Origin of the sequence: Rathayibacter sp. VKM Ac-2857 (assembly GCF_013205025.1) — a bacterium.
In the GTDB taxonomy this organism is placed as follows: Bacteria; Actinomycetota; Actinomycetes; order Actinomycetales; family Microbacteriaceae; genus Rathayibacter.
The window spans coordinates 268,231-284,690 of sequence record NZ_JABMLE010000001.1 but is presented as its reverse complement, the minus strand read 5'-3'; the positions used below and the strand labels follow the sequence as shown (position 1 = coordinate 284,690).

Sequence of the window (16,460 nt, the reverse complement as noted above, 5' to 3'; positions counted from 1 at the left end):
GCCCGGGCCGCATCCCGCACCGCACCGCACCAGGAGGAACAGTGAACAGACGCACGCGCATCGCGATGACGACCACGGCCGGACTCGCCGCCGTCGGCCTCGCGCTCACCGGCTGCAGCGCATCCAGTGACACCGGCTCCGGAGCCTCGGGGGACTCGGGCGATCTCACGCCCGTCACCCTGCAGCTCCAGTGGGTCGCCCAGGCCCAGTTCGCCGGCTACTACGCCGCCGTCGACCAGGGCTACTACGAGGACGAGGGCCTCGACGTCACCATCGCCGAGGGCGGCGGCGACATCGTCCCGCAGGACGTCCTCGCCTCCGGAGACGCCGACTACGCGATCTCCTGGGTCCCGAAGGTGCTCGGCTCGATCGAGAACGGCGCGAACATCACCGATGTCGCGCAGATCTTCGAGCGCAGCGCGACCACGCAGATCTCGTTCAAGGACAAGGGCATCACCTCGCCCGCCGACCTCGCGGGCAAGCAGGTCGGCAGCTGGGGCTACGGCAACGAGTGGGAGCTCTTCGCCGGCATGCAGAAGGACGGGGTCGCGCTCGACGACATCTCGCTCGTGCAGCAGCAGTTCGACATGAACGGCTTCCTCGCGGGCGACATCGACGCGGCGCAGGCGATGACCTACAACGAGTACGCGCAGGTCCTCGAGTCGACGAACCCGGCCACGGGCGAGCTGTACACGCCGGACGACCTCAACGTGATCAGCTGGAACGACGTCGGCACCGCGATGCTGCAGGACGCGATCTGGGCCGACGCGGACAAGCTCTCGAGCGACGACGCCTACGCCGAGCAGACCGTCGCCTTCATCAAGGCGTCGATCAAGGGCTGGATCTACGCGAAGGACAACCCGCAGGAGGCGGCGGACATCGTCACCGCGGCCGGCTCCACGCTCGGCACGAGCCACCAGCTCTGGATGACCAACGAGGTCAACAAGCTGATCTGGCCCTCCACGAACGGCGTCGGGATGATCGACGAGGCCGCCTGGGACCAGACGGTCGACATCGCCAAGACGACCGAGAACGAGACCGGCGCGACGATCATCAGCGAGGACCCGCCGGAGACCGCCTACTCGAACGAGTACGTCGAGAAGGCGCTCGCCGAGCTCGCCGACGAGGGCGTCGACACCAGCGGTGCCGACTACGAGCCGATCGAGGTGACCCTGGAGGCGGGCGGCGCCTGACGCGCCCCTCCCACCCCTCAGAAGTTGCGGTAGTCGTCCCCGACTACCGCAACTTTTGCGTGTTGACCCTCTGCTTCGCCGCGGCGGCGGAAGCGGGACTCTGCGACTCCGCGGAAGTTGCGGTAGTCGATCGCGACTACCGCAACTTTTGAGGAGTGGGGGTGCGGGGCGTCGGCGGGATCCGCCGGACCTCCGCCCGGGCGTGGCGCGGGGGACTAGGCTCGATCCTCGTGACTACTTTCAAGAAGACGCCGTTCACCGTGAACGTGCGCGACATCGTGAACCGCCCGGGGGAGATGCGCGAGCACCGTCTCGACCTCGAGGCGCCCGAGGCCTTCGGCGAGGGCATCGTCGCCGTCCGCCAGGGCGCGCCGCTCGATCTCGACGTCCGGATCGAGTCGGTGCACGAGGGCATCCTGGCCAGCGTCCAGGTGTCCGCGGAGGCCGTCGGCGAGTGCAGCCGCTGCCTCACCGACATCTCCCTGCCTGTCGATGTCGAGTTCCAGGAACTTTTCGCGTACTCTTCTGACGAAGCTTTCGACTATGAGGTTCACGACGACCACGTGGATCTTGAACCTCTGGTCAGGGATGCGGTGGTGCTGTCGCTGCCGTTCCAGCCGGTCTGCCGGCCGGATTGTCCGGGCCTCGACCCTGTCACGGGGGAGCGGCTGGCCGAGTCCTCCGTGTCCGAGCCCGAGGCTCCGCGCGACTCCAGGTGGGCCGCGCTCGCCGGGTTGGGCGAGTCGGGGACCGGTGGGGCCGCAGCGCCCGGAGCTTCCGCAGACAGTGGTGCCGGCGCCGAGCCGCGCACCGAAGACGACCGAACCTGATCAGCCCCGCCTGATCCGACCGAGCTAGAGAAGAGAGAATCATGGCTGTTCCCAAGAGGAAGAAGTCCCGCGCGAACACCCACGCTCGTCGTTCGCAGTGGAAGGCGGAGGTCCCGCCCCTGGTGAAGACCGTCGAGAACGGCAAGACCGTCTACAGCCTCCCGCACCGCGCCAAGGTCGTCGAGGACTCCGCGGGCACCGCGCTGTTCCTCGAGTACAAGGGCCGCAAGGTCGCGAACGTCTGATCCAGTCCCTTCGGCTCCGCGTCGCCCCGCGACACGAGCCGTGCGGTCCATGGTGAACCAGACTTCCGCAACACCCTCCAGCGACGACCGGTCGCGTCTGGAGGCCACGCTCGGCGTGAGCCTCGACGGTGAGCTCTTCGAGCTCGCCCTGACGCACCGGTCGTTCGCTTTCGAGCACGGCGGCCTCCCGCACAACGAGCGCCTCGAGTTCCTCGGCGACTCGATCCTCGGGCAGGCCGTGACGGTCATGCTCTACACCGAGTACCCCGCGCTGAGCGAGGGCGACCTGGCGAAGCGCCGGGCGAGCCTGGTCTCGACCGTGGCGCTCGCGGAGATCGCCCGTGGCATCGGCCTGGGCGAGCACCTCCGCCTCGGTCGCGGCGAGGAGATGACCGGCGGCCGCGACAAGTCGTCGATTCTCGCGGACACCGTCGAGGCGATCATCGGCGCCGTCTACCTCGGCACCGGCCCGGATGCGGCGCGCGATCTCGTGCTGCGGCTGATCGCTCCGCTGACCGCGGATCCGCTGCGCTTCGGCGTCTCGATGGACCCGAAGACGAGCCTCCAGGAGGCGGCCGCCGAGCGCGGCGCGCCCGCTCCCCGCTACGAGATCGCGGCGACCGGGCCGGACCACAGCAAGGTCTTCGTCGCCACCGTCATCGTCGGCGGGCTCGTCACGGCCCGCGGCGAGGGGACGAGCAAGAAGGCGGCCGAGATGGCCGCCGCTCTCGACGCCTGGACGCGCCTCTCGGCGACGGCTCCCGGCGAGCCGGTCGCTCCCGCGGCTCCCGCCGCTCCGACCGGGGACTGACCGTGCCCGAGCTGCCCGAGGTCGAGGTGGTGCGGGCCGGTCTCGCTCCCGCCGTCACCGGCGCGCTGGTGACGAGCGTCGAGATCGTCGACGAGCGCTCGCTGAAGCGCCACGTGCATCCGCTCGGCTCGTTCGAGGGGCTGCTGGTCGGGCGGCGGCTGCGCGGCGCGGTGCGGCGCGGCAAGTTCCTCTGGCTGCCGGCCGGTCGCGACGAGGCGCTGCTCGTGCACCTCGGGATGAGCGGGCAGGTGCTGCTGCGGACGGCGGATGCCGCGCTCGCGAGGCTGACGCGGATCCGGATCGGCATCGAGCATCCGGAGCACGGTGAACTGGCCCTGCACTTCGTCGACCAGCGCATCTTCGGCTCGATGGCGATCGACTCGCTGGCCCCCACCGCGGACGGTGCTCCGGGCGGCTACGCCGGCGACGACGCGGTCGAGGGCGACTGGCTGCGCGCCGTGCCGTCGCAGGTCGCGCACATCGCCCGCGATCCGCTCGATCCGCACTTCGACCTCACGGCTGTCCTCGCCGTTCTGGCGCGCCGGAACAGCGGCATCAAGCGCTCCCTGCTCGATCAGACTCTGGTCAGCGGCATCGGCAACATCTACGCGGACGAGTCGCTCTGGGCGGCCGAGTTGCACCCCGAGACCCCGAGCTCGACGCTGACCGAGGCGCGGATCCGCCGCCTCTTCGCCGAGGTCCGCTCGGTGCTCGAGCGCGCACTGGCCGAGGGCGGCACCAGCTTCGACGCCCAGTACGTCAACGTGAACGGCGCCTCCGGCTACTTCTCGCACAGCCTCAACGCCTACGGCCAGACCGGCAAGCCCTGCCCGCGGTGCGGCGAGCCGATCGTGCGCGTGCCGTTCATGAACCGCTCGTCGCACCTCTGCCCGCACTGCCAGCGGCCGCCGCGCTGAGCGGTGCGGTTTCCGGTCCGCTCAGCTGCCTTCGACGGAGGAGCCGCTGCAGAACATCAGCTGAGGTGGCGGGTCATCGCTGATGGGCGATGAGCAGAACTCCTGGCTGATGTTCTGCATCGGACCGCTCCGTTGGACGGGCGGTGGCGGGTCAGGCGGCGGCCTTCTCCTCGGCCGGGGTCGCGTGCTTCACGTGGGCGACGAGGTGGCCGAGGAGCGAGGCGATCAGGGTGATCGCGGCGGCGAGGGCGAGGCCGAGCCAGAGGCCGACGTTCAGGGCCAGGGCGCCGACGCCGGCGCCGGCGGCGATCAGGACGACGGCGGTGACGCGGCGGAACCAGGGCTGGCCCTTGCCGCCGCCGAGGCGGGAGTCGGCGGCGAGGCCGGTGATGGTCGAGGTGACGACGACGGTGGTGACGTCCTTGACCGCGATGTGGCGGGCGGTCGCAGCCTGGAGGCCCATCGCGAGGCCCAGGACGCCGGTGACGGTCAGGGCGAGGGGCTCGGGGTGCTCGGGGACGACGCCGAGGACGACGGCGAGCACGGCCATCAGGAGGCCGACGACGGTGAACAGCCAGGAGGAGCGGGTGGTCCAGCCGACCTTGACCGGGCGCAGGACGCGGCCGCCGATCGCGGCGCCGAGCATGAAGCCGGCGAGGGCGATGATCGGGCCGACGATGGGGAGGTCGTCGGCGCCGGCGAGCGCCATGCCGAGGATGACCACGTTGCCGGTCATGTTGCCGGTGAAGACCCGGTCGAGGCCGAGGTAGCCGACGGCGTCGATGATGCCGGTCGAGAAGGTCAGGGCGAGCATGAGGCCGAGGTGGACGTTGTCGGTGCGCGTGCGCAGGCGTCGGAACACGGGGGTCCTGTCGTCGGAGGGGTGGGGCCGCGAGATGCCACTTGTGAGCACCTCCGTCGGCGTGTCGCGCGCACAAGTGGCATCTCGCGGGAGGGGAGAGGGGGAGGTGCGGGGCCGATCCTGCCATGGATGCGGGCGGCGGTCGGGACACGAGGGCGCAACACGGCGCCGCTACTGTCGGACGGAGTGCGGGGCGGACCCGCGCGGAGAGGTGGCCGGCATGCGGGAAGCAGAGGTGCGGCAGGTGCGGCAGACGGGGTGGACGGTGCAGCCCGGCGAGGGGCTTCCGGAGGGGGTCGAGTACCTGCCGGCGGGGCCCGGATCGGTGCTGTGGGGGCGGCTGCCCTGCGCGAGTGACCGGGCGGTGCTCACCGTCGACTCCGGCGCCGAGGTCGTCATCGACACGCTGAGCCACGAGGGGGTCCTGGAGGATCAGGGCCGTGATCCCGTGGCGTTCTTCGTGGCGCACGGCGTGGCTCCCGACGGGGTGCTGCAGGACGCCGTCGAGTTGGCTGCCCACGGTCCCTTCCGCGACACCGCCGTCGACGGGCCGCACGTGGTGACCGGCCCGATCGCGGTGCGCGGGGCGATGCCCGGCGATCTGCTGCGGATGACGCTGCTCGAGGCCGAGCCGCGCGTCCCGTACGGCGTGATCTCGAACCGGCACGGCCGCGGTGCGCTGCCGGGGGAGTACCCGCTGGCCGCGGGGTCGTTCAGCGCGTTCGCCCGTGTCGAGGAGGGCGCCGACGGGATCCGCCGGGGCGTGCTGCCGCTGACGCCCGGGGGCGAGCGCTCGGCGCGGTTCGAGCTGCATCCGTTCCTCGGGATCATGGGCGTCGCGGTGGCGGGCGACGAGCGGCCGCACTCCGTGCCTCCGGGTGCGCACGGCGGCAACATCGACATCTCGCTGCTCACGGCGGGCACGAGCGTCTACCTGCCGGTGCAGGTGCCGGAGGCGCTCGCCTACGTCGGCGATCCGCACTTCGCGCAGGGCGACGGCGAGGTCGCGCTGACCGCGATGGAGGCGAGCCTGCGGGTGCGGGTGCGCTTCGAGGTGATCCCGCGGGCGGAGGCGCTCGCCGCGTTCGGCGAGATCGCCGGGCCGCTCGGTGAGACGGCCGAGTTCCTGGTGCCGACCGGGATGGACGAGGACCTCGACGTCGCGGTGCAGAACTGCGTGCGCGCGGCGATCGCGCTGCTCCAGGCCCGCTACGGGATGGACGCGAGCCTCGCCTACGCGTATCTCAGCGCGGCGACGGACTTCAACATCTCGCAGGTCGTCGATCTGGTGAAGGGCGTGCACGCCCGCGTGCGGACGGCGGACTTCGATGACTGAGCCGCGCGGCAGTGATCCGCGCGTCACGACGCTGGAGGGCGAGCTGCCCGAGGGACTCGTCGACGCGGTGCTCGCCTACGAGGCCGCGCTGGCTGCGGACGACGTGCCGGCGCTCGCCGACGCCTTCGTCCGCGAGCCGACGACCCTCCGCGGCGACGCCTCCGGGCTGCTCGTCGGGCACGAGGCGATCACCGGGTTCCGCGGGCGGCGGGGCGGGACGCCGCCGCGGGCGCTCGCCGAGCTGCACGTGCGGGCCCTCGGGACGGACGACGCGCTGGTCGTGACGGTGAACCTGCCGGCCCGCGGGGGGCGCGGGCTGGTGACGCAGCTGTGGACGCGGGCCTCCGGGGTGTGGCGGGTGCGTGCTGCCCAGGTGCAGGCGCCCGCGCCGGCACTCGACGTGCGGGTGTGGCGGGCGGTCGGGGCACCGCTCGTGCCCGCCTCCGCGCCGGGGCCGCTCGACGGGCTGGACGTGGCGGTGAAGGACCTCTTCGCGATCGAGGGGCAGCGGATCGGCGCGGGGATCCCCGTGCGGCTGGCGGAGGCCTCGGTCGAGCGGTCGACGGCGCCCGCGGTCGCGATGCTGCTGGGCGCGGGAGCGTCGGTGCGCGGGATCGCGCAGACCGACGAGTTCGCGTACAGCATCGCGGGGCGGAACTCCGGCTACGGGACGCCGCCGAACCCGGCGGTCCCGGGAGCGATCCCTGGTGGCTCTTCGAGCGGACCCGCCACCGCGGTGTCGCTCGGGCAGGCGTCGATCGGACTCGCGACGGACACGGCGGGGTCGATCCGCGTGCCCGCGTCGTACCAGGGACTCTGGGGGCTGCGGACGACGCACGGAGCGGTGCCGGTGGAGGGGCTGCTTCCGCTCGCGCCGAGCTTCGACACGGTGGGGTGGCTGACGCGGGATCTCGAGACGTTGCAGCGGGTCGCCGGTGTCGCGCTGAGCGGCAATCCCGGGTCGCCGGTCGGCGGGTTCGTCGTCGCCGAGGCGCTGCTCGAGCGGGTCGATGCTCCGGTCGCGGCCGCGTTCTCGGCGGTGGTGGAGGGCCTCGACGTCGAGCGGATCGCGCTGCCGCCGGTGGCGGAGATGTTCGAGGCGTTCCGGACGGTGCAAGCCGCGGAGGCGTGGGCGTCGGACGGTGACTGGGTCACGGCGCATCCGGGAGTGCTGGCGCCGGACGTGCAGGGGCGGTTCGATGCCGCGGCGCGGATCGACGCGGAGACCGAGGCGGCGGCGCGGGAGCGGGTCGCGGGGTTCCGCGAGCAGCTCGATGCGGCGCTCGGCGGGCGGGTGCTTCTGCTGCCGTCGGCGTCGTCGGTGGCTCCTGCGCTCGACGCGTCGGCCGAGGTGATCGATGCGGCTCGGACGGCCACGCTCGGGCTGACCTGCCTCGCGGGGATCGGCGGGTATACGGCGCTGTCGGTGCCGCGGCTGAGCGTCGACGGCAAGCCAGTGGGGCTGTGCCTGGTCGGGCCGCGCGGGGCGGATCTGGCGCTGCTGGAGCTGGCGGCGGAGGTCTTGCAGTAGGCGGGTCTCGATACGCCCGCGATGCGGGCTACTCGACCAGCATGCAGGGGCCGCTGCGGTGAGGCATGTGCTGCCCCGCTTGGGAGGCGCGGGTCTCGATACGCCCGCTGCGCGGGCTACTCGACCAGCATGAAGGGCCCTCGCCGGGATCGGCGACCAGCAGGGGTGGGTGTATCTCCTTGGAAGAGACGCCCGCAAGCATGCTGGTCGAGTAGCCCCGCAGGGGCGTATCGAGACCCGCCCACCCCAAGGACGTCAATCTCTCCTCCGACCTGGTCCGGCGCCGAAACATCGGCGAAACGTCTGTTGCAGTAGACTCAAGACCTGAAACAGGTTTTTCTCTGCACGTCCGTCTGCGAAGAAGGTGGCTCCCATTCCGACCGCGCCCGCGATCTCGACGTTCCTCCCCATCGACCCGCCGCCCCGGCTGCTGATGGGCCCCGGCCCGATCAACGCCGACCCGCGGGTGCTCCGCGCGATGTCCGCGCAGCTGGTGGGCCAGTACGACCCGTTCATGACCTCGATGATGAACGAGACGCAGGAGCTCTACCGCCGCGTCTTCGCCACCTCGAACGAGAAGACGATGCTCGTCGACGGCACCAGCCGCGCCGGGATCGAGGCGGCGCTCGTCTCGATGCTCGAGCCGGGCGACAGGGTGCTGGTGCCCGTCTTCGGCCGCTTCGGCCATCTCCTCCGCGAGATCGCCGAGCGCTGCGGCGCCGAGGTGCACGTGATCGAGGCGGAGTGGGGCCAGGTGTTCCCGGTCTCCGTCATCACCGAGGCGATCGAGCGCGTGCGCCCCAAGGTGCTCGCGGTCGTGCACGGCGACACGTCGACGACGATGGCGCAGCCGCTCGAGGAGCTCGGCGCGGTCTGCGAGAAGCACGGCGTGCTCTTCTACACCGACGTCACCGCGTCGCTCGCGGGCAACGCGTTCGGCGCCGACGAGCTCGGCCTCGACGCCGTCTCGGCCGGGCTGCAGAAGTGCCTCGGCGGGCCCTCCGGCTCCGCTCCCGTCACCTTCTCCGAGCGCGCCGTCGCCGTGATCGAGGCTCGGAAGAGCATCGAGGCCGGCATCCGCGACGAGGGCGACGCGGTCAGCGCGCACCCCGTCCGCTCCAACTACTTCGACCTCGGCATGGTCTTCGACTACTGGGGCCCGCGCCGGCTCAACCACCACACCGAGGCCACGACGATGCTCTACGGCGCGCGCGAGTGCGCCCGTCTGATCGTCGAGGAGGGCCTCGAGACCACGATCGCGCGGCACGAGCTGCACGGAGCGGCGATGCTCGCCGGCGTCCAGGGGCTCGGCCTCCGCGTGTTCGGCGACCTCGCCCACAAGATGAACAACGTCGTCGCGGTGCACATCCCGGACGGCGTGAACGGCGACGCGGTGCGCGGCGCGATGCTGGAGGACTTCGGCATCGAGATCGGCACCTCCTTCGGCCCGCTGCACGGCAAGGTCTGGCGGATCGGCACCATGGGCTACAACGCCCGCCAGGACACGGTGCTGACGACCCTCGCCGCACTCGAGGCGGTCCTGCGCCGCGCGGGCGCGTCCGTCGCTCCGGGCGGCGGCGTCGCGGGCGCGTACGGCGTCTACGACGCGTCGACGGGAGGCGCGGCGTGAGCACCGTCGACGCCGCCGCGATCATGGCGCGCTGCGACGAGCTCGCCGCCGTCTCGAGCACCCGCGGCGCGATCGAGCGCGTCTACCTCTCTCCCGAGCACGCCCGCGTCAACGCGATGGCGGCGCGCTGGATGGAGGACGCCGGCATGCGCACCTGGCAGGACGCGGCCGGCAACCAGTGCGGCCGCTACGAGGGTGCGACGCCGGGCCTGCCCGCGCTGCTGCTCGGCTCGCACCTGGACACGGTGCCGGACGCGGGCCGCTACGACGGGATCCTCGGGGTCATGCTCGCGATCGCCGTCGTCGCCCGGCTGAACGCCGCCGGCACCCGGCTGCCGTTCGCGGTCGAGGTCGTCGCGTTCGGCGACGAGGAGGGGACCCGCTTCGGCACGGCCCTGCTCGGCTCCCGAGCGGTCGCCGGAACCTGGGACGAGCACTGGTGGGAGCTGGAGGACGCGCACGGCACGACCCTCGTCGAGGCGTTCCACGAGTTCGGCCTCGACCCCTCGCGCATCTCGACCGCGGCGCGCGACGCCGCCGACGTCCTCGCCTACCTCGAGACGCACATCGAGCAGGGCCCGTATCTCGAGGAGGCGGACCGCGCCCTCGGCGTCGTGTCCTCGATCGCCGGCGCGCGCCGTTTCGCCCTCACCCTCACTGGAAAGGCCGGCCACGCCGGCGGCGTGCCGTTCGACCGCCGCCGCGACGCGCTGACCGGCGCCGCGGAGGCCGTGCTCGCCGTCGAGCGGATCGCCCGCGAGCACGGGGCGATCGCCACCGTCGGCCGCCTCGAGGCGTTCCCGGGCGCCGTCAACGTGATCCCGGGCCGCGTAGAGTTCTCGCTCGATCTGCGGGCCGAGTTCGACGACGTCCGCGACACCGTCTGGAACGAGATCGAGCACGCGATGTCGGAGTCGGCCCGCCGCCGCCGGCTCGCGCTGACCGTCGAGGAGACGCACGGTGCGCCCGCCGTCGTCGCGGCCGACTGGCTGCAGGACGTCGTCCGCACCGGCATCCGCGCGACCGGCGACCAGGAGCCGATGGTGCTCTTCTCCAAGGCCGGGCACGACGCGATGGCGATCGCCGACCTCACCGAGTACGCGATGCTCTTCGTCCGCTGCGAGGGCGGCGTCAGCCACCACCCCGAGGAGAACGTGACCGAGGCCGACGTCGCGACCGCGCTGGACGCCTTCGAGGCAGCGGTGCTCGCGTTCGCCGAGGCGCGGGCAGGACGGGTGTGACCGCCTCGGCGCCGATCGCCGAGCACCGCACCGAGGCCTCCGCGCCGAGCATCGGCCACCGGATCGACGCGGGCTACGCCTCGCTGTCGCGGCAGGAGCAGCGCGCGGCCGACTTCATCCTCGACCACCTCGGCGACCTCGCCAGCTACACCGCCACCGAGCTCGCGCAGCACAGCGGGGTCTCGAAGGCCACGGTCTCGCGGCTCTTCCGCCGCCTGGGCTTCTCCAACTCGCAGGAGGTGCGCGAGCACGCCCGCGCGCTGCGCAGCTCCGGCGTGCCGGTCGGCCCGGCGTCGGCCGGTGCCCCCGCCGACGCGCTGGCCGTGCACCTCGAGAGCGAGCACGCGAACCTCCGCCGGCTCGCGACGACCTTCGCCGACGGGCGGCTCGAGGAGTCCGTCCGGCTGCTCTCCGGCGCCCGCGAGGTCGTCGTGATCGGACTGCGCAACAGCTACCCGGTCGCACTGCACCTGCGCCAGCAGCTCGCACAGGCGCGCGCCCGGGTGCGGATCGCGCCGCAGCCCGGGCAGTCGCTCGGCGAGGAGGTCGCCGGGCTCGGCGCGGAGGACGCGGTGGTGCTGGTCGGCTTCCGCCGGCGGCCCGCCTCCTTCGCGGCCGTCGTCGACGTGCTGGCCGCGCACGGGGTGCCGGTCGTGCTGCTCGCCGATGCGCACGCGCGGCGCTTCGCCGATCGCTGTGCGGTGTGGCTGGAGTGCCCCGTCGACAGCGAGGCGGCCTTCGACAGCTACGCGGCGGCGATGAGCGCGGTCGCCGTGCTCGCCGCCGGGGTGCTCGGCGCCGTGCCGCGGGAGTCGCGCGAGCGCATCGCGGGCATCAGCACCCTGTACGCCGAGCTGGCGGAGCTGGAGGAGCGGCCGTGAGCGCCGAGGCGGCCGAGCTGATCCGGGCGCACGCGCGGCACCCGGTGGGGCGGGACGAGACGGCGCCGACGGAGGTGCTCGGCCGGGCCGAGCTGCTCACTCCGACCTGTGGCGACCGGATCGAGGTCCGGGTCTCCGGGGACGCCGCCGCGCTGTCGATCCGCTGGAGCGGGCGCGGCTGCGAGGTGTCGCAGGGCTCCGCCTCGCTGCTCGCGGACGAGCTCGACGGGCTCGACGTTGCCACTCTGCGCGGGCGCGTCGCCGCCTTCCTCGACGCGATGGCCGCGCACGACGCGGTGTCCGGACGCGCCGTGGAGTCGGTCGCGGGGGAGCCGCTCGGCGACGAGGCGGCGCTGCTGCTGGTCGCCGCGAACCCGGTGCGCTCGGTCTGCGCCACGCTCGCCTGGCGCGCCCTGCGCGACGCGCTCGACGAGAGCGGGCTCGGATGACCGCCTCAGCCGGGTCCGTCGCGGTCGGCTCCCGAGAAGAGATCCCCGCACTCCACTCCGAGCGCTCCGTGCGCCGCCAGGTAGTCGCGGGCGCCGGAGTCGCCGGTGAGCGCCGCCGCGAGCGGCCGCCAGTGCGCGCTGCCCAGGAGCACCGGATGACCGGGGCGACCGCCGTATGTCGCCCGCGCGAGCACCGCCGGACCGACGGGGGAGTCGCGGAGCACGCGCTCGCCGACCGCGGCCGGCTCGTCCGGCAGATCGACGAGCGTCACCAGGGCGGCGTCGCCGTGCGCGGCGCGCAGTCCGGTGCGCAGCGACGCGGAGAGCCCCTCGGCCCAGGCGTCGGCGACGACGACCTGCGCACGCTCCGGCACCAGGCGGCGGGCCTCCTCGGCCCCGGCGCCGAGCACCACGAGCACGCTCCCGCAGCCGGCGGCCTCGAGTCGCACCACCGCGCGCTCGACCCAGCTCACGCCCGCCGCATCGCGTCGCAGCGCCTTCGGCCCGCCCGCGCGCCGGCCTGCGCCCGCCGCGAGCACCATCCCCACCACGTCCATCCGACCATCGTGCCGCACGCCCGGGCCGACGAGGAGACCGCATGACCGACCCCACCTCCCTCCGCGACGCGCTCCTGGCGTGCCTCGCCGTCCCGCGCTGGGCCGACGAGGTCGCCGCGGGGGCGCCCTACGCCTCGACCGAGGCCCTCGCCGACGCGGCCGACGCGAGCGCGCGCACGCTGACCGCCGAGGAGGTGGAGGCGGCGCTGGCCGACCACCCCCGGATCGGCGAGAAGCACGCGGGGACCGGACGCTCCTCCGACTTCTCCGCCGCCGAGCAGGCGGCCAGCCTCTCGCCGGACGAGGCGCTGGCGGAGCGCCTGCTGGCCGGGAATCGGGCCTACGAGGAGCGGTTCGGTCGGGTGTTCCTCATCCGCGCGGCCGGGCGCGACCGCGCCGAGATCGTCGCCGAGCTGGAGCGCCGGCTCGCCCACGACGACGAGATCGAGCGCGGGATCGTCGCCGACCAGCTGCGCGAGATCACGGTGCTGCGGGTGCGCGCGCTCGGTCCCGAGACCGGCGCCGTCGTGGAGGCGGGCCGATGAGCGCGCACCGCAGCCACGTCACGACGCACGTGCTCGACGCCGTGCTCGGTCGGCCGGCGCAGGACGTGCCGGTCGCGCTCGAGGTGCGCGGCGCGTCCGGCTGGGAGCCGATCGCGAGCGCGCGGACGGACTCCGACGGCCGCGTCGCCGAGTTCGGCCCGGCGGAGCTGCCCGCGGGCGTCTACCGCGTCGTCTTCGACACCGCCGTGTACTTCGAGCGCTCGGAGACGGAGTCGTTCTACCCCGAGGTCGTCGTCGCGTTCCGGCTCGAGGACACGGCCGCGCACTTCCACATCCCGCTGCTGCTCAGCCCGTTCGCCTACTCGACCTACCGGGGGAGCTGAGCGTGCAGCTCCGGGAGCTCCTCGACGCGCCGACGCTGCGGATCTGCGCCGTGCACACCACCGAGGAGGCGCTCGCACGCGAGGTGAACTGGACGTTCACGACCGATCTGCTCGACCCGCGCCGCTACCTGGCGCGCGATCAGCTCGTGCTCACCGGCATGATGTGGCGGCGCACGGCCGAGGACAGCGAGACCTTCGTGGCCGCGGTCGCCTCCTCCGGCGCCGTCGCGCTGCTGGCGGGCGAGGGGCTCCTGGGCTTCGTGCCCGACGATCTGGTCGCCGCCTGCCGCGGGCACGGGGTCGCGCTGTTCGCCGTGCCGGCCGACGTGTCCTTCGCCTCGATCACCGCGCACCTCTCCAATGCGCTGGCGGGCGATCGGGTCGCGCGGCTGACCGCGGGGCTCGCGCGCCAGCGGCAGCTGCTGACCGAGGTCTACCGCGGGCAGCTGCTCGACGAGCTGATCGCCCGCACCTCGACCGAGCTCGGGCGGCCGGTGCGCGTGCTGACCGCGACCGGGCGCTCCGCCGCCGCGTCCGCGGACCCGCTGAGCGCCGACGAGGTCGACCGCGTCGTGCACGCCGCCCTCACCTCGCGCCGCACTCCGGTGACGGTGCCGGACGCGCACGGAGGAGTGCTGTCGATCCTCGCCATCGCGGGAGCGGAGGAGCACCGCGCCGCCTCGTGGTTCGTCGTCGTCGCCGGCGACTGGAACGAGTGGCACCCCTCGCTGCTCGACGCGATCACCGAGTTGACCGGCGTGATCGGGCTGTACCGGCTGCAGCGCGAGGCGGCCCTGCTCGCCGACGCGGCGCTCGCCGACCGGCTGCTCGAGCTGATCGAGGAGGACAGCGAGCAGTCCGAGACCGCGGTGTACCTCCGCCAGCTGGGTCTCGGAGGCGTCGAGCGCTTCGCGGTGCTGGCGGCCGCGGTGGACGGCGACGGCGAGCTCGCGCGCTCGGTGCTCACGGACGCGGTGGCGCACCTGGGCCGGGCCGTGGTGGGGCGCGATGCCGACGGTGCAGTGGCGCTGGTCCCGGTGACGGACGACGAAGCCCTGGCCGTGGTGACCGCGGCGCTGCGCCGGGCCGGTGCGGCGCTGGACGGAGCGGTGCTGCGGGTCGGAGTGAGCGCGCCGAGTCCGCTGGCCGCGCTCGGCGGGGCGCTGCGGTCGGCGCGCTACGCGCTGCGGCTGCCGTCCGCGCCGGGCGACGGCTCCCCGGTGCGGATCGGCACGGCGGGCGAGGTGACCTCGGCGGTCCAGCTGCTGAGCGCGGTGCCCGACCATCTCCGCGCGGTGTTCGTCGAGCTCGTGCTGGGGCGGCTGCTCGAGCACGACGCGCGCTACAACTCGCAGCTGGTCGCGACGCTCTCGGCGTTCCTCGACTGCGGCGGCTCCTGGGTGCGCGCGGCTGAGCAGACGCACCTGCACCTCAACACGGTCCGCTACCGCATCGCCCGCGTGGAGGAGCTGACGCAGCGCGACCTGTCGAACACCTCGGACCGCGCCGACCTCTTCCTGGCGCTGCGGCTGCGCTGAGCAACCATGTCGATCGAGGAGCGCGCGCAGCGCGCGTATCGAGATCCGCCACCGTCTGCACGCGTGGGTCTCGATACGCCCCTGGCGGGGCTACTCGACCAGCATGGAGGCGGGCCCCGCGGGGCTGCGCGACCAGCATGGAGGCGGACCCTGCGGGACTGCGCGACCAGCATGAAGGCGGGCCCCGCGGGGCTGCGCGACCAGCATGGAGGCGGACCCTGCGGGACTGCGCGACCAGCATGAAGGCGGGCCCCGCGGGGCTGCGCGACCAGCATGGAGGGGTCCCCGCGGGGCTGCGGGACCAGCATGGAGGGGACCCTGCGGGACTGTTCCATCATCGTGGCTGAGCCTTGTGGGGCTGGTCGACCCTTTCGGGGCTGAGCGCATTCATGCTGATCGAGTAGCGCGCGCAGCGCGCGTATCGAGATCCACCACCGTCTGCACGCGTGGGTCTCGATACGCCCCTGGCGGGGCTGCTCGACCAGCATGGTGGGCCCTCGACGTACGGGTGCTGCGGCTGGGCCGGCCTGCTCAGGAGGCGTCGCGGTCGACGACGGGTTCGAACCAGGGCTGCAGCTCGACGAGTCCGTCCGGGTACTCGGCTGCGCGCTGGATCGCCTCGTCGGTGAGGACCGTCATCCGGACCGTGAAGACCGGGTCGGGATCGTCGCCGCTCGTCTCGCTCGGCTGCCAGAGGCTCGAGGACAGGACGGTCTCGGCGGCGGTGAGGACCGGGTCGGCCTGGACGCGGGCCAGGTCGTCGGCGGTGATGTCCGACTGCAGGACGCAGAGGGCGCCCGGGAAGGCCGCAGCGAGATCCGCCGCGACGATCGCGGGGTCGGCGTCCGCCGCGACGGACAGCAGTGCGATCTGCGTGCTGTGGTCGACGAACGTCTGCGCGTTGCCGAGCACGGTGAGCGGGTGCGCTTGCTGGTACGCGGCGGCCTCGTGCAGCCCGAGCGCCGCCATCGATCGCCAGCCGCCCTCCGGGGCCATGCAGCCCTCGGGCTGCGGGACGGGCTGGGCGTCGGAGTAGGCGGTCTTCTCCTCGTCCGTCGCGAAGCTCGGAGCCGGGGTCGGCGCGGCGGTCGGCGTGCTGCTGCCCACGGGGACGTACCGCTCGCCGTCAGCGCTGACGAAGTCGAAGGAGCGTCCCGAGAGGCGTCCGACGACGTAGGCGGGGATCGTCTCGACGCCGTCCTCGGTCCGCGGCCGGAACCCCTGCGCCGCGCTCTGCGAGCGGAGGTCGTCGGGTGCGATCCCGGTGAGGGAGAGAGCGTCCTCGCACGGGGACGGTCCCATGGTGAAGCCGGGATCGCTGTCGAACGGACAGAGGCGCATCGCCTCGCCGGTGAACCGGATGTCGACCGCCGCCGCGACCAGGTCGCCGGCGGTGGGCGCGGCGCTCGCGTCGGACGCCGGCGTCGACGACGACGCGCAGCCGGCGAGCAGGAGGCCCAGCAGCGCGGAGGCGAGGACCGAGGCGAGTCGACGGGTCATGGCCCGACGCTAGCGCGCTGCTCGGCCCGGGCACAGGATCATCGGGATCA

At 73.3% G+C, this 16,460-nt stretch carries 17 protein-coding genes; 14 read left to right on the top strand and 3 right to left on the bottom strand.

What is annotated here, in order from left to right; all coding sequences use genetic code 11:
• Positions 1 to 41 precede the first annotated feature (41 nt).
• From HQQ86_RS01285 to mutM, 5 genes are all read left to right on the top strand, one after another.
• Positions 42 to 1,193, top strand: a complete 1,152-nt coding sequence (locus HQQ86_RS01285; RefSeq protein WP_367948509.1) for an ABC transporter substrate-binding protein — start codon at positions 42 to 44, stop codon at positions 1,191 to 1,193.
• A 296-nt stretch (positions 1,194 to 1,489) separates the two neighbouring features.
• The gene (locus HQQ86_RS01280) at positions 1,490 to 2,023 is read left to right on the top strand and encodes a DUF177 domain-containing protein (RefSeq protein WP_123446003.1); all 534 of its coding nucleotides are present in this window, start codon (positions 1,490 to 1,492) and stop codon (positions 2,021 to 2,023) included.
• 41 nt (positions 2,024 to 2,064) lie between these two features.
• A complete protein-coding gene (gene rpmF, locus HQQ86_RS01275) occupies positions 2,065 to 2,268 on the top strand; it encodes a 50S ribosomal protein L32 (RefSeq protein ID WP_123445680.1) in 204 nt (67 codons plus the stop codon).
• 49 nt (positions 2,269 to 2,317) lie between these two features.
• Positions 2,318 to 3,079: a ribonuclease III gene (gene rnc / locus HQQ86_RS01270; protein ID WP_173285841.1), complete on the top strand. Its 762-nt coding sequence runs from the start codon at positions 2,318 to 2,320 to the stop codon at positions 3,077 to 3,079.
• Between the two features lie 2 nt (positions 3,080 to 3,081).
• Positions 3,082 to 3,996 (top strand): bifunctional DNA-formamidopyrimidine glycosylase/DNA-(apurinic or apyrimidinic site) lyase, encoded by a 915-nt coding sequence (mutM, locus tag HQQ86_RS01265; RefSeq protein WP_173285839.1) that lies wholly within the window; start codon positions 3,082 to 3,084, stop codon positions 3,994 to 3,996.
• Between the two features lie 151 nt (positions 3,997 to 4,147).
• Here the strand turns inward: mutM and HQQ86_RS01260 are convergent, their stop codons facing one another.
• Complete coding sequence (locus tag HQQ86_RS01260) at positions 4,148 to 4,858, bottom strand: YoaK family protein (RefSeq protein ID WP_367948508.1); 711 nt, start codon at positions 4,856 to 4,858, stop codon at positions 4,148 to 4,150.
• A gap of 220 nt (positions 4,859 to 5,078) precedes the next feature.
• Here HQQ86_RS01260 and HQQ86_RS01255 point away from each other — a divergent pair, with 220 nt between their 5' ends.
• The 6 genes from HQQ86_RS01255 (at position 5,079) to HQQ86_RS01230 (ending at position 11,926) form a co-directional block, all read left to right on the top strand.
• Positions 5,079 to 6,194 (top strand): acetamidase/formamidase family protein, encoded by a 1,116-nt coding sequence (locus HQQ86_RS01255; RefSeq protein ID WP_173285837.1) that lies wholly within the window; start codon positions 5,079 to 5,081, stop codon positions 6,192 to 6,194.
• On the top strand, positions 6,187 to 7,725 hold the full coding sequence (locus tag HQQ86_RS01250; RefSeq protein WP_173285835.1) for an AtzH-like domain-containing protein: 1,539 nt from the start codon (positions 6,187 to 6,189) through the stop codon (positions 7,723 to 7,725). The genes HQQ86_RS01255 and HQQ86_RS01250 overlap by 8 nt, the downstream gene beginning before the upstream one ends.
• Positions 7,726 to 8,158: 433 nt before the next feature.
• Positions 8,159 to 9,355: an alanine--glyoxylate aminotransferase family protein gene (locus HQQ86_RS01245; RefSeq protein ID WP_173287451.1), complete on the top strand. Its 1,197-nt coding sequence runs from the start codon at positions 8,159 to 8,161 to the stop codon at positions 9,353 to 9,355.
• Positions 9,352 to 10,596 carry an allantoate amidohydrolase gene (locus tag HQQ86_RS01240; RefSeq protein ID WP_367948507.1) on the top strand — a complete coding sequence of 415 codons (1,245 nt, stop codon included), beginning with the start codon at positions 9,352 to 9,354 and terminating at the stop codon, positions 10,594 to 10,596. The genes HQQ86_RS01245 and HQQ86_RS01240 overlap by 4 nt, the downstream gene beginning before the upstream one ends.
• Positions 10,593 to 11,477 (top strand): MurR/RpiR family transcriptional regulator, encoded by an 885-nt coding sequence (locus HQQ86_RS01235; RefSeq protein WP_216845249.1) that lies wholly within the window; start codon positions 10,593 to 10,595, stop codon positions 11,475 to 11,477. The genes HQQ86_RS01240 and HQQ86_RS01235 overlap by 4 nt, the downstream gene beginning before the upstream one ends.
• Positions 11,474 to 11,926 carry an iron-sulfur cluster assembly scaffold protein gene (locus tag HQQ86_RS01230; RefSeq protein WP_173285833.1) on the top strand — a complete coding sequence of 151 codons (453 nt, stop codon included), beginning with the start codon at positions 11,474 to 11,476 and terminating at the stop codon, positions 11,924 to 11,926. The genes HQQ86_RS01235 and HQQ86_RS01230 overlap by 4 nt, the downstream gene beginning before the upstream one ends.
• Before the next feature lie 5 nt (positions 11,927 to 11,931).
• Here HQQ86_RS01230 and HQQ86_RS01225 read toward each other — a convergent pair whose 3' ends face one another.
• Positions 11,932 to 12,483, bottom strand: a complete 552-nt coding sequence (locus HQQ86_RS01225; protein WP_173285831.1) for an NTP transferase domain-containing protein — start codon at positions 12,481 to 12,483, stop codon at positions 11,932 to 11,934.
• Between the two features lie 41 nt (positions 12,484 to 12,524).
• Here HQQ86_RS01225 and uraD point away from each other — a divergent pair, with 41 nt between their 5' ends.
• The 3 genes from uraD to HQQ86_RS01210 are packed head-to-tail and all read left to right on the top strand — an operon-like array spanning position 12,525 to position 14,910.
• Positions 12,525 to 13,028: a 2-oxo-4-hydroxy-4-carboxy-5-ureidoimidazoline decarboxylase gene (gene uraD / locus HQQ86_RS01220; RefSeq protein WP_173285829.1), complete on the top strand. Its 504-nt coding sequence runs from the start codon at positions 12,525 to 12,527 to the stop codon at positions 13,026 to 13,028.
• Positions 13,025 to 13,372, top strand: a complete 348-nt coding sequence (uraH, locus tag HQQ86_RS01215) for a hydroxyisourate hydrolase (RefSeq protein WP_173285827.1) — start codon at positions 13,025 to 13,027, stop codon at positions 13,370 to 13,372. The genes uraD and uraH overlap by 4 nt, the downstream gene beginning before the upstream one ends.
• A gap of 2 nt (positions 13,373 to 13,374) precedes the next feature.
• Entirely contained in the window at positions 13,375 to 14,910 is a 1,536-nt protein-coding gene (locus tag HQQ86_RS01210) for a helix-turn-helix domain-containing protein (RefSeq protein ID WP_173285825.1), read from the top strand.
• A 531-nt stretch (positions 14,911 to 15,441) separates the two neighbouring features.
• Here HQQ86_RS01210 and HQQ86_RS01205 read toward each other — a convergent pair.
• Positions 15,442 to 16,410 (bottom strand): hypothetical protein, encoded by a 969-nt coding sequence (locus tag HQQ86_RS01205; RefSeq protein ID WP_173285824.1) that lies wholly within the window; start codon positions 16,408 to 16,410, stop codon positions 15,442 to 15,444.
• Between the last annotated feature and the right edge of the window lie 50 nt (positions 16,411 to 16,460).

Coding starts and splice junctions, on each gene's coding strand:
- HQQ86_RS01225 (WP_173285831.1), bottom strand. CDS start 12,483: ATGGACGTGGTGGGGATGGTGCTCGCGGCGGGCGCAGGCCGGCGCGCG.
- HQQ86_RS01245 (WP_173287451.1), top strand. CDS start 8,159: ATGGGCCCCGGCCCGATCAACGCCGACCCGCGGGTGCTCCGCGCGATG.
- uraD (WP_173285829.1), top strand. CDS start 12,525: ATGACCGACCCCACCTCCCTCCGCGACGCGCTCCTGGCGTGCCTCGCC.
- HQQ86_RS01250 (WP_173285835.1), top strand. CDS start 6,187: ATGACTGAGCCGCGCGGCAGTGATCCGCGCGTCACGACGCTGGAGGGC.
- HQQ86_RS01205 (WP_173285824.1), bottom strand. CDS start 16,410: ATGACCCGTCGACTCGCCTCGGTCCTCGCCTCCGCGCTGCTGGGCCTC.
- rnc (WP_173285841.1), top strand. CDS start 2,318: ATGGTGAACCAGACTTCCGCAACACCCTCCAGCGACGACCGGTCGCGT.
- uraH (WP_173285827.1), top strand. CDS start 13,025: ATGAGCGCGCACCGCAGCCACGTCACGACGCACGTGCTCGACGCCGTG.
- HQQ86_RS01255 (WP_173285837.1), top strand. CDS start 5,079: ATGCGGGAAGCAGAGGTGCGGCAGGTGCGGCAGACGGGGTGGACGGTG.
- HQQ86_RS01280 (WP_123446003.1), top strand. CDS start 1,490: ATGCGCGAGCACCGTCTCGACCTCGAGGCGCCCGAGGCCTTCGGCGAG.
- rpmF (WP_123445680.1), top strand. CDS start 2,065: ATGGCTGTTCCCAAGAGGAAGAAGTCCCGCGCGAACACCCACGCTCGT.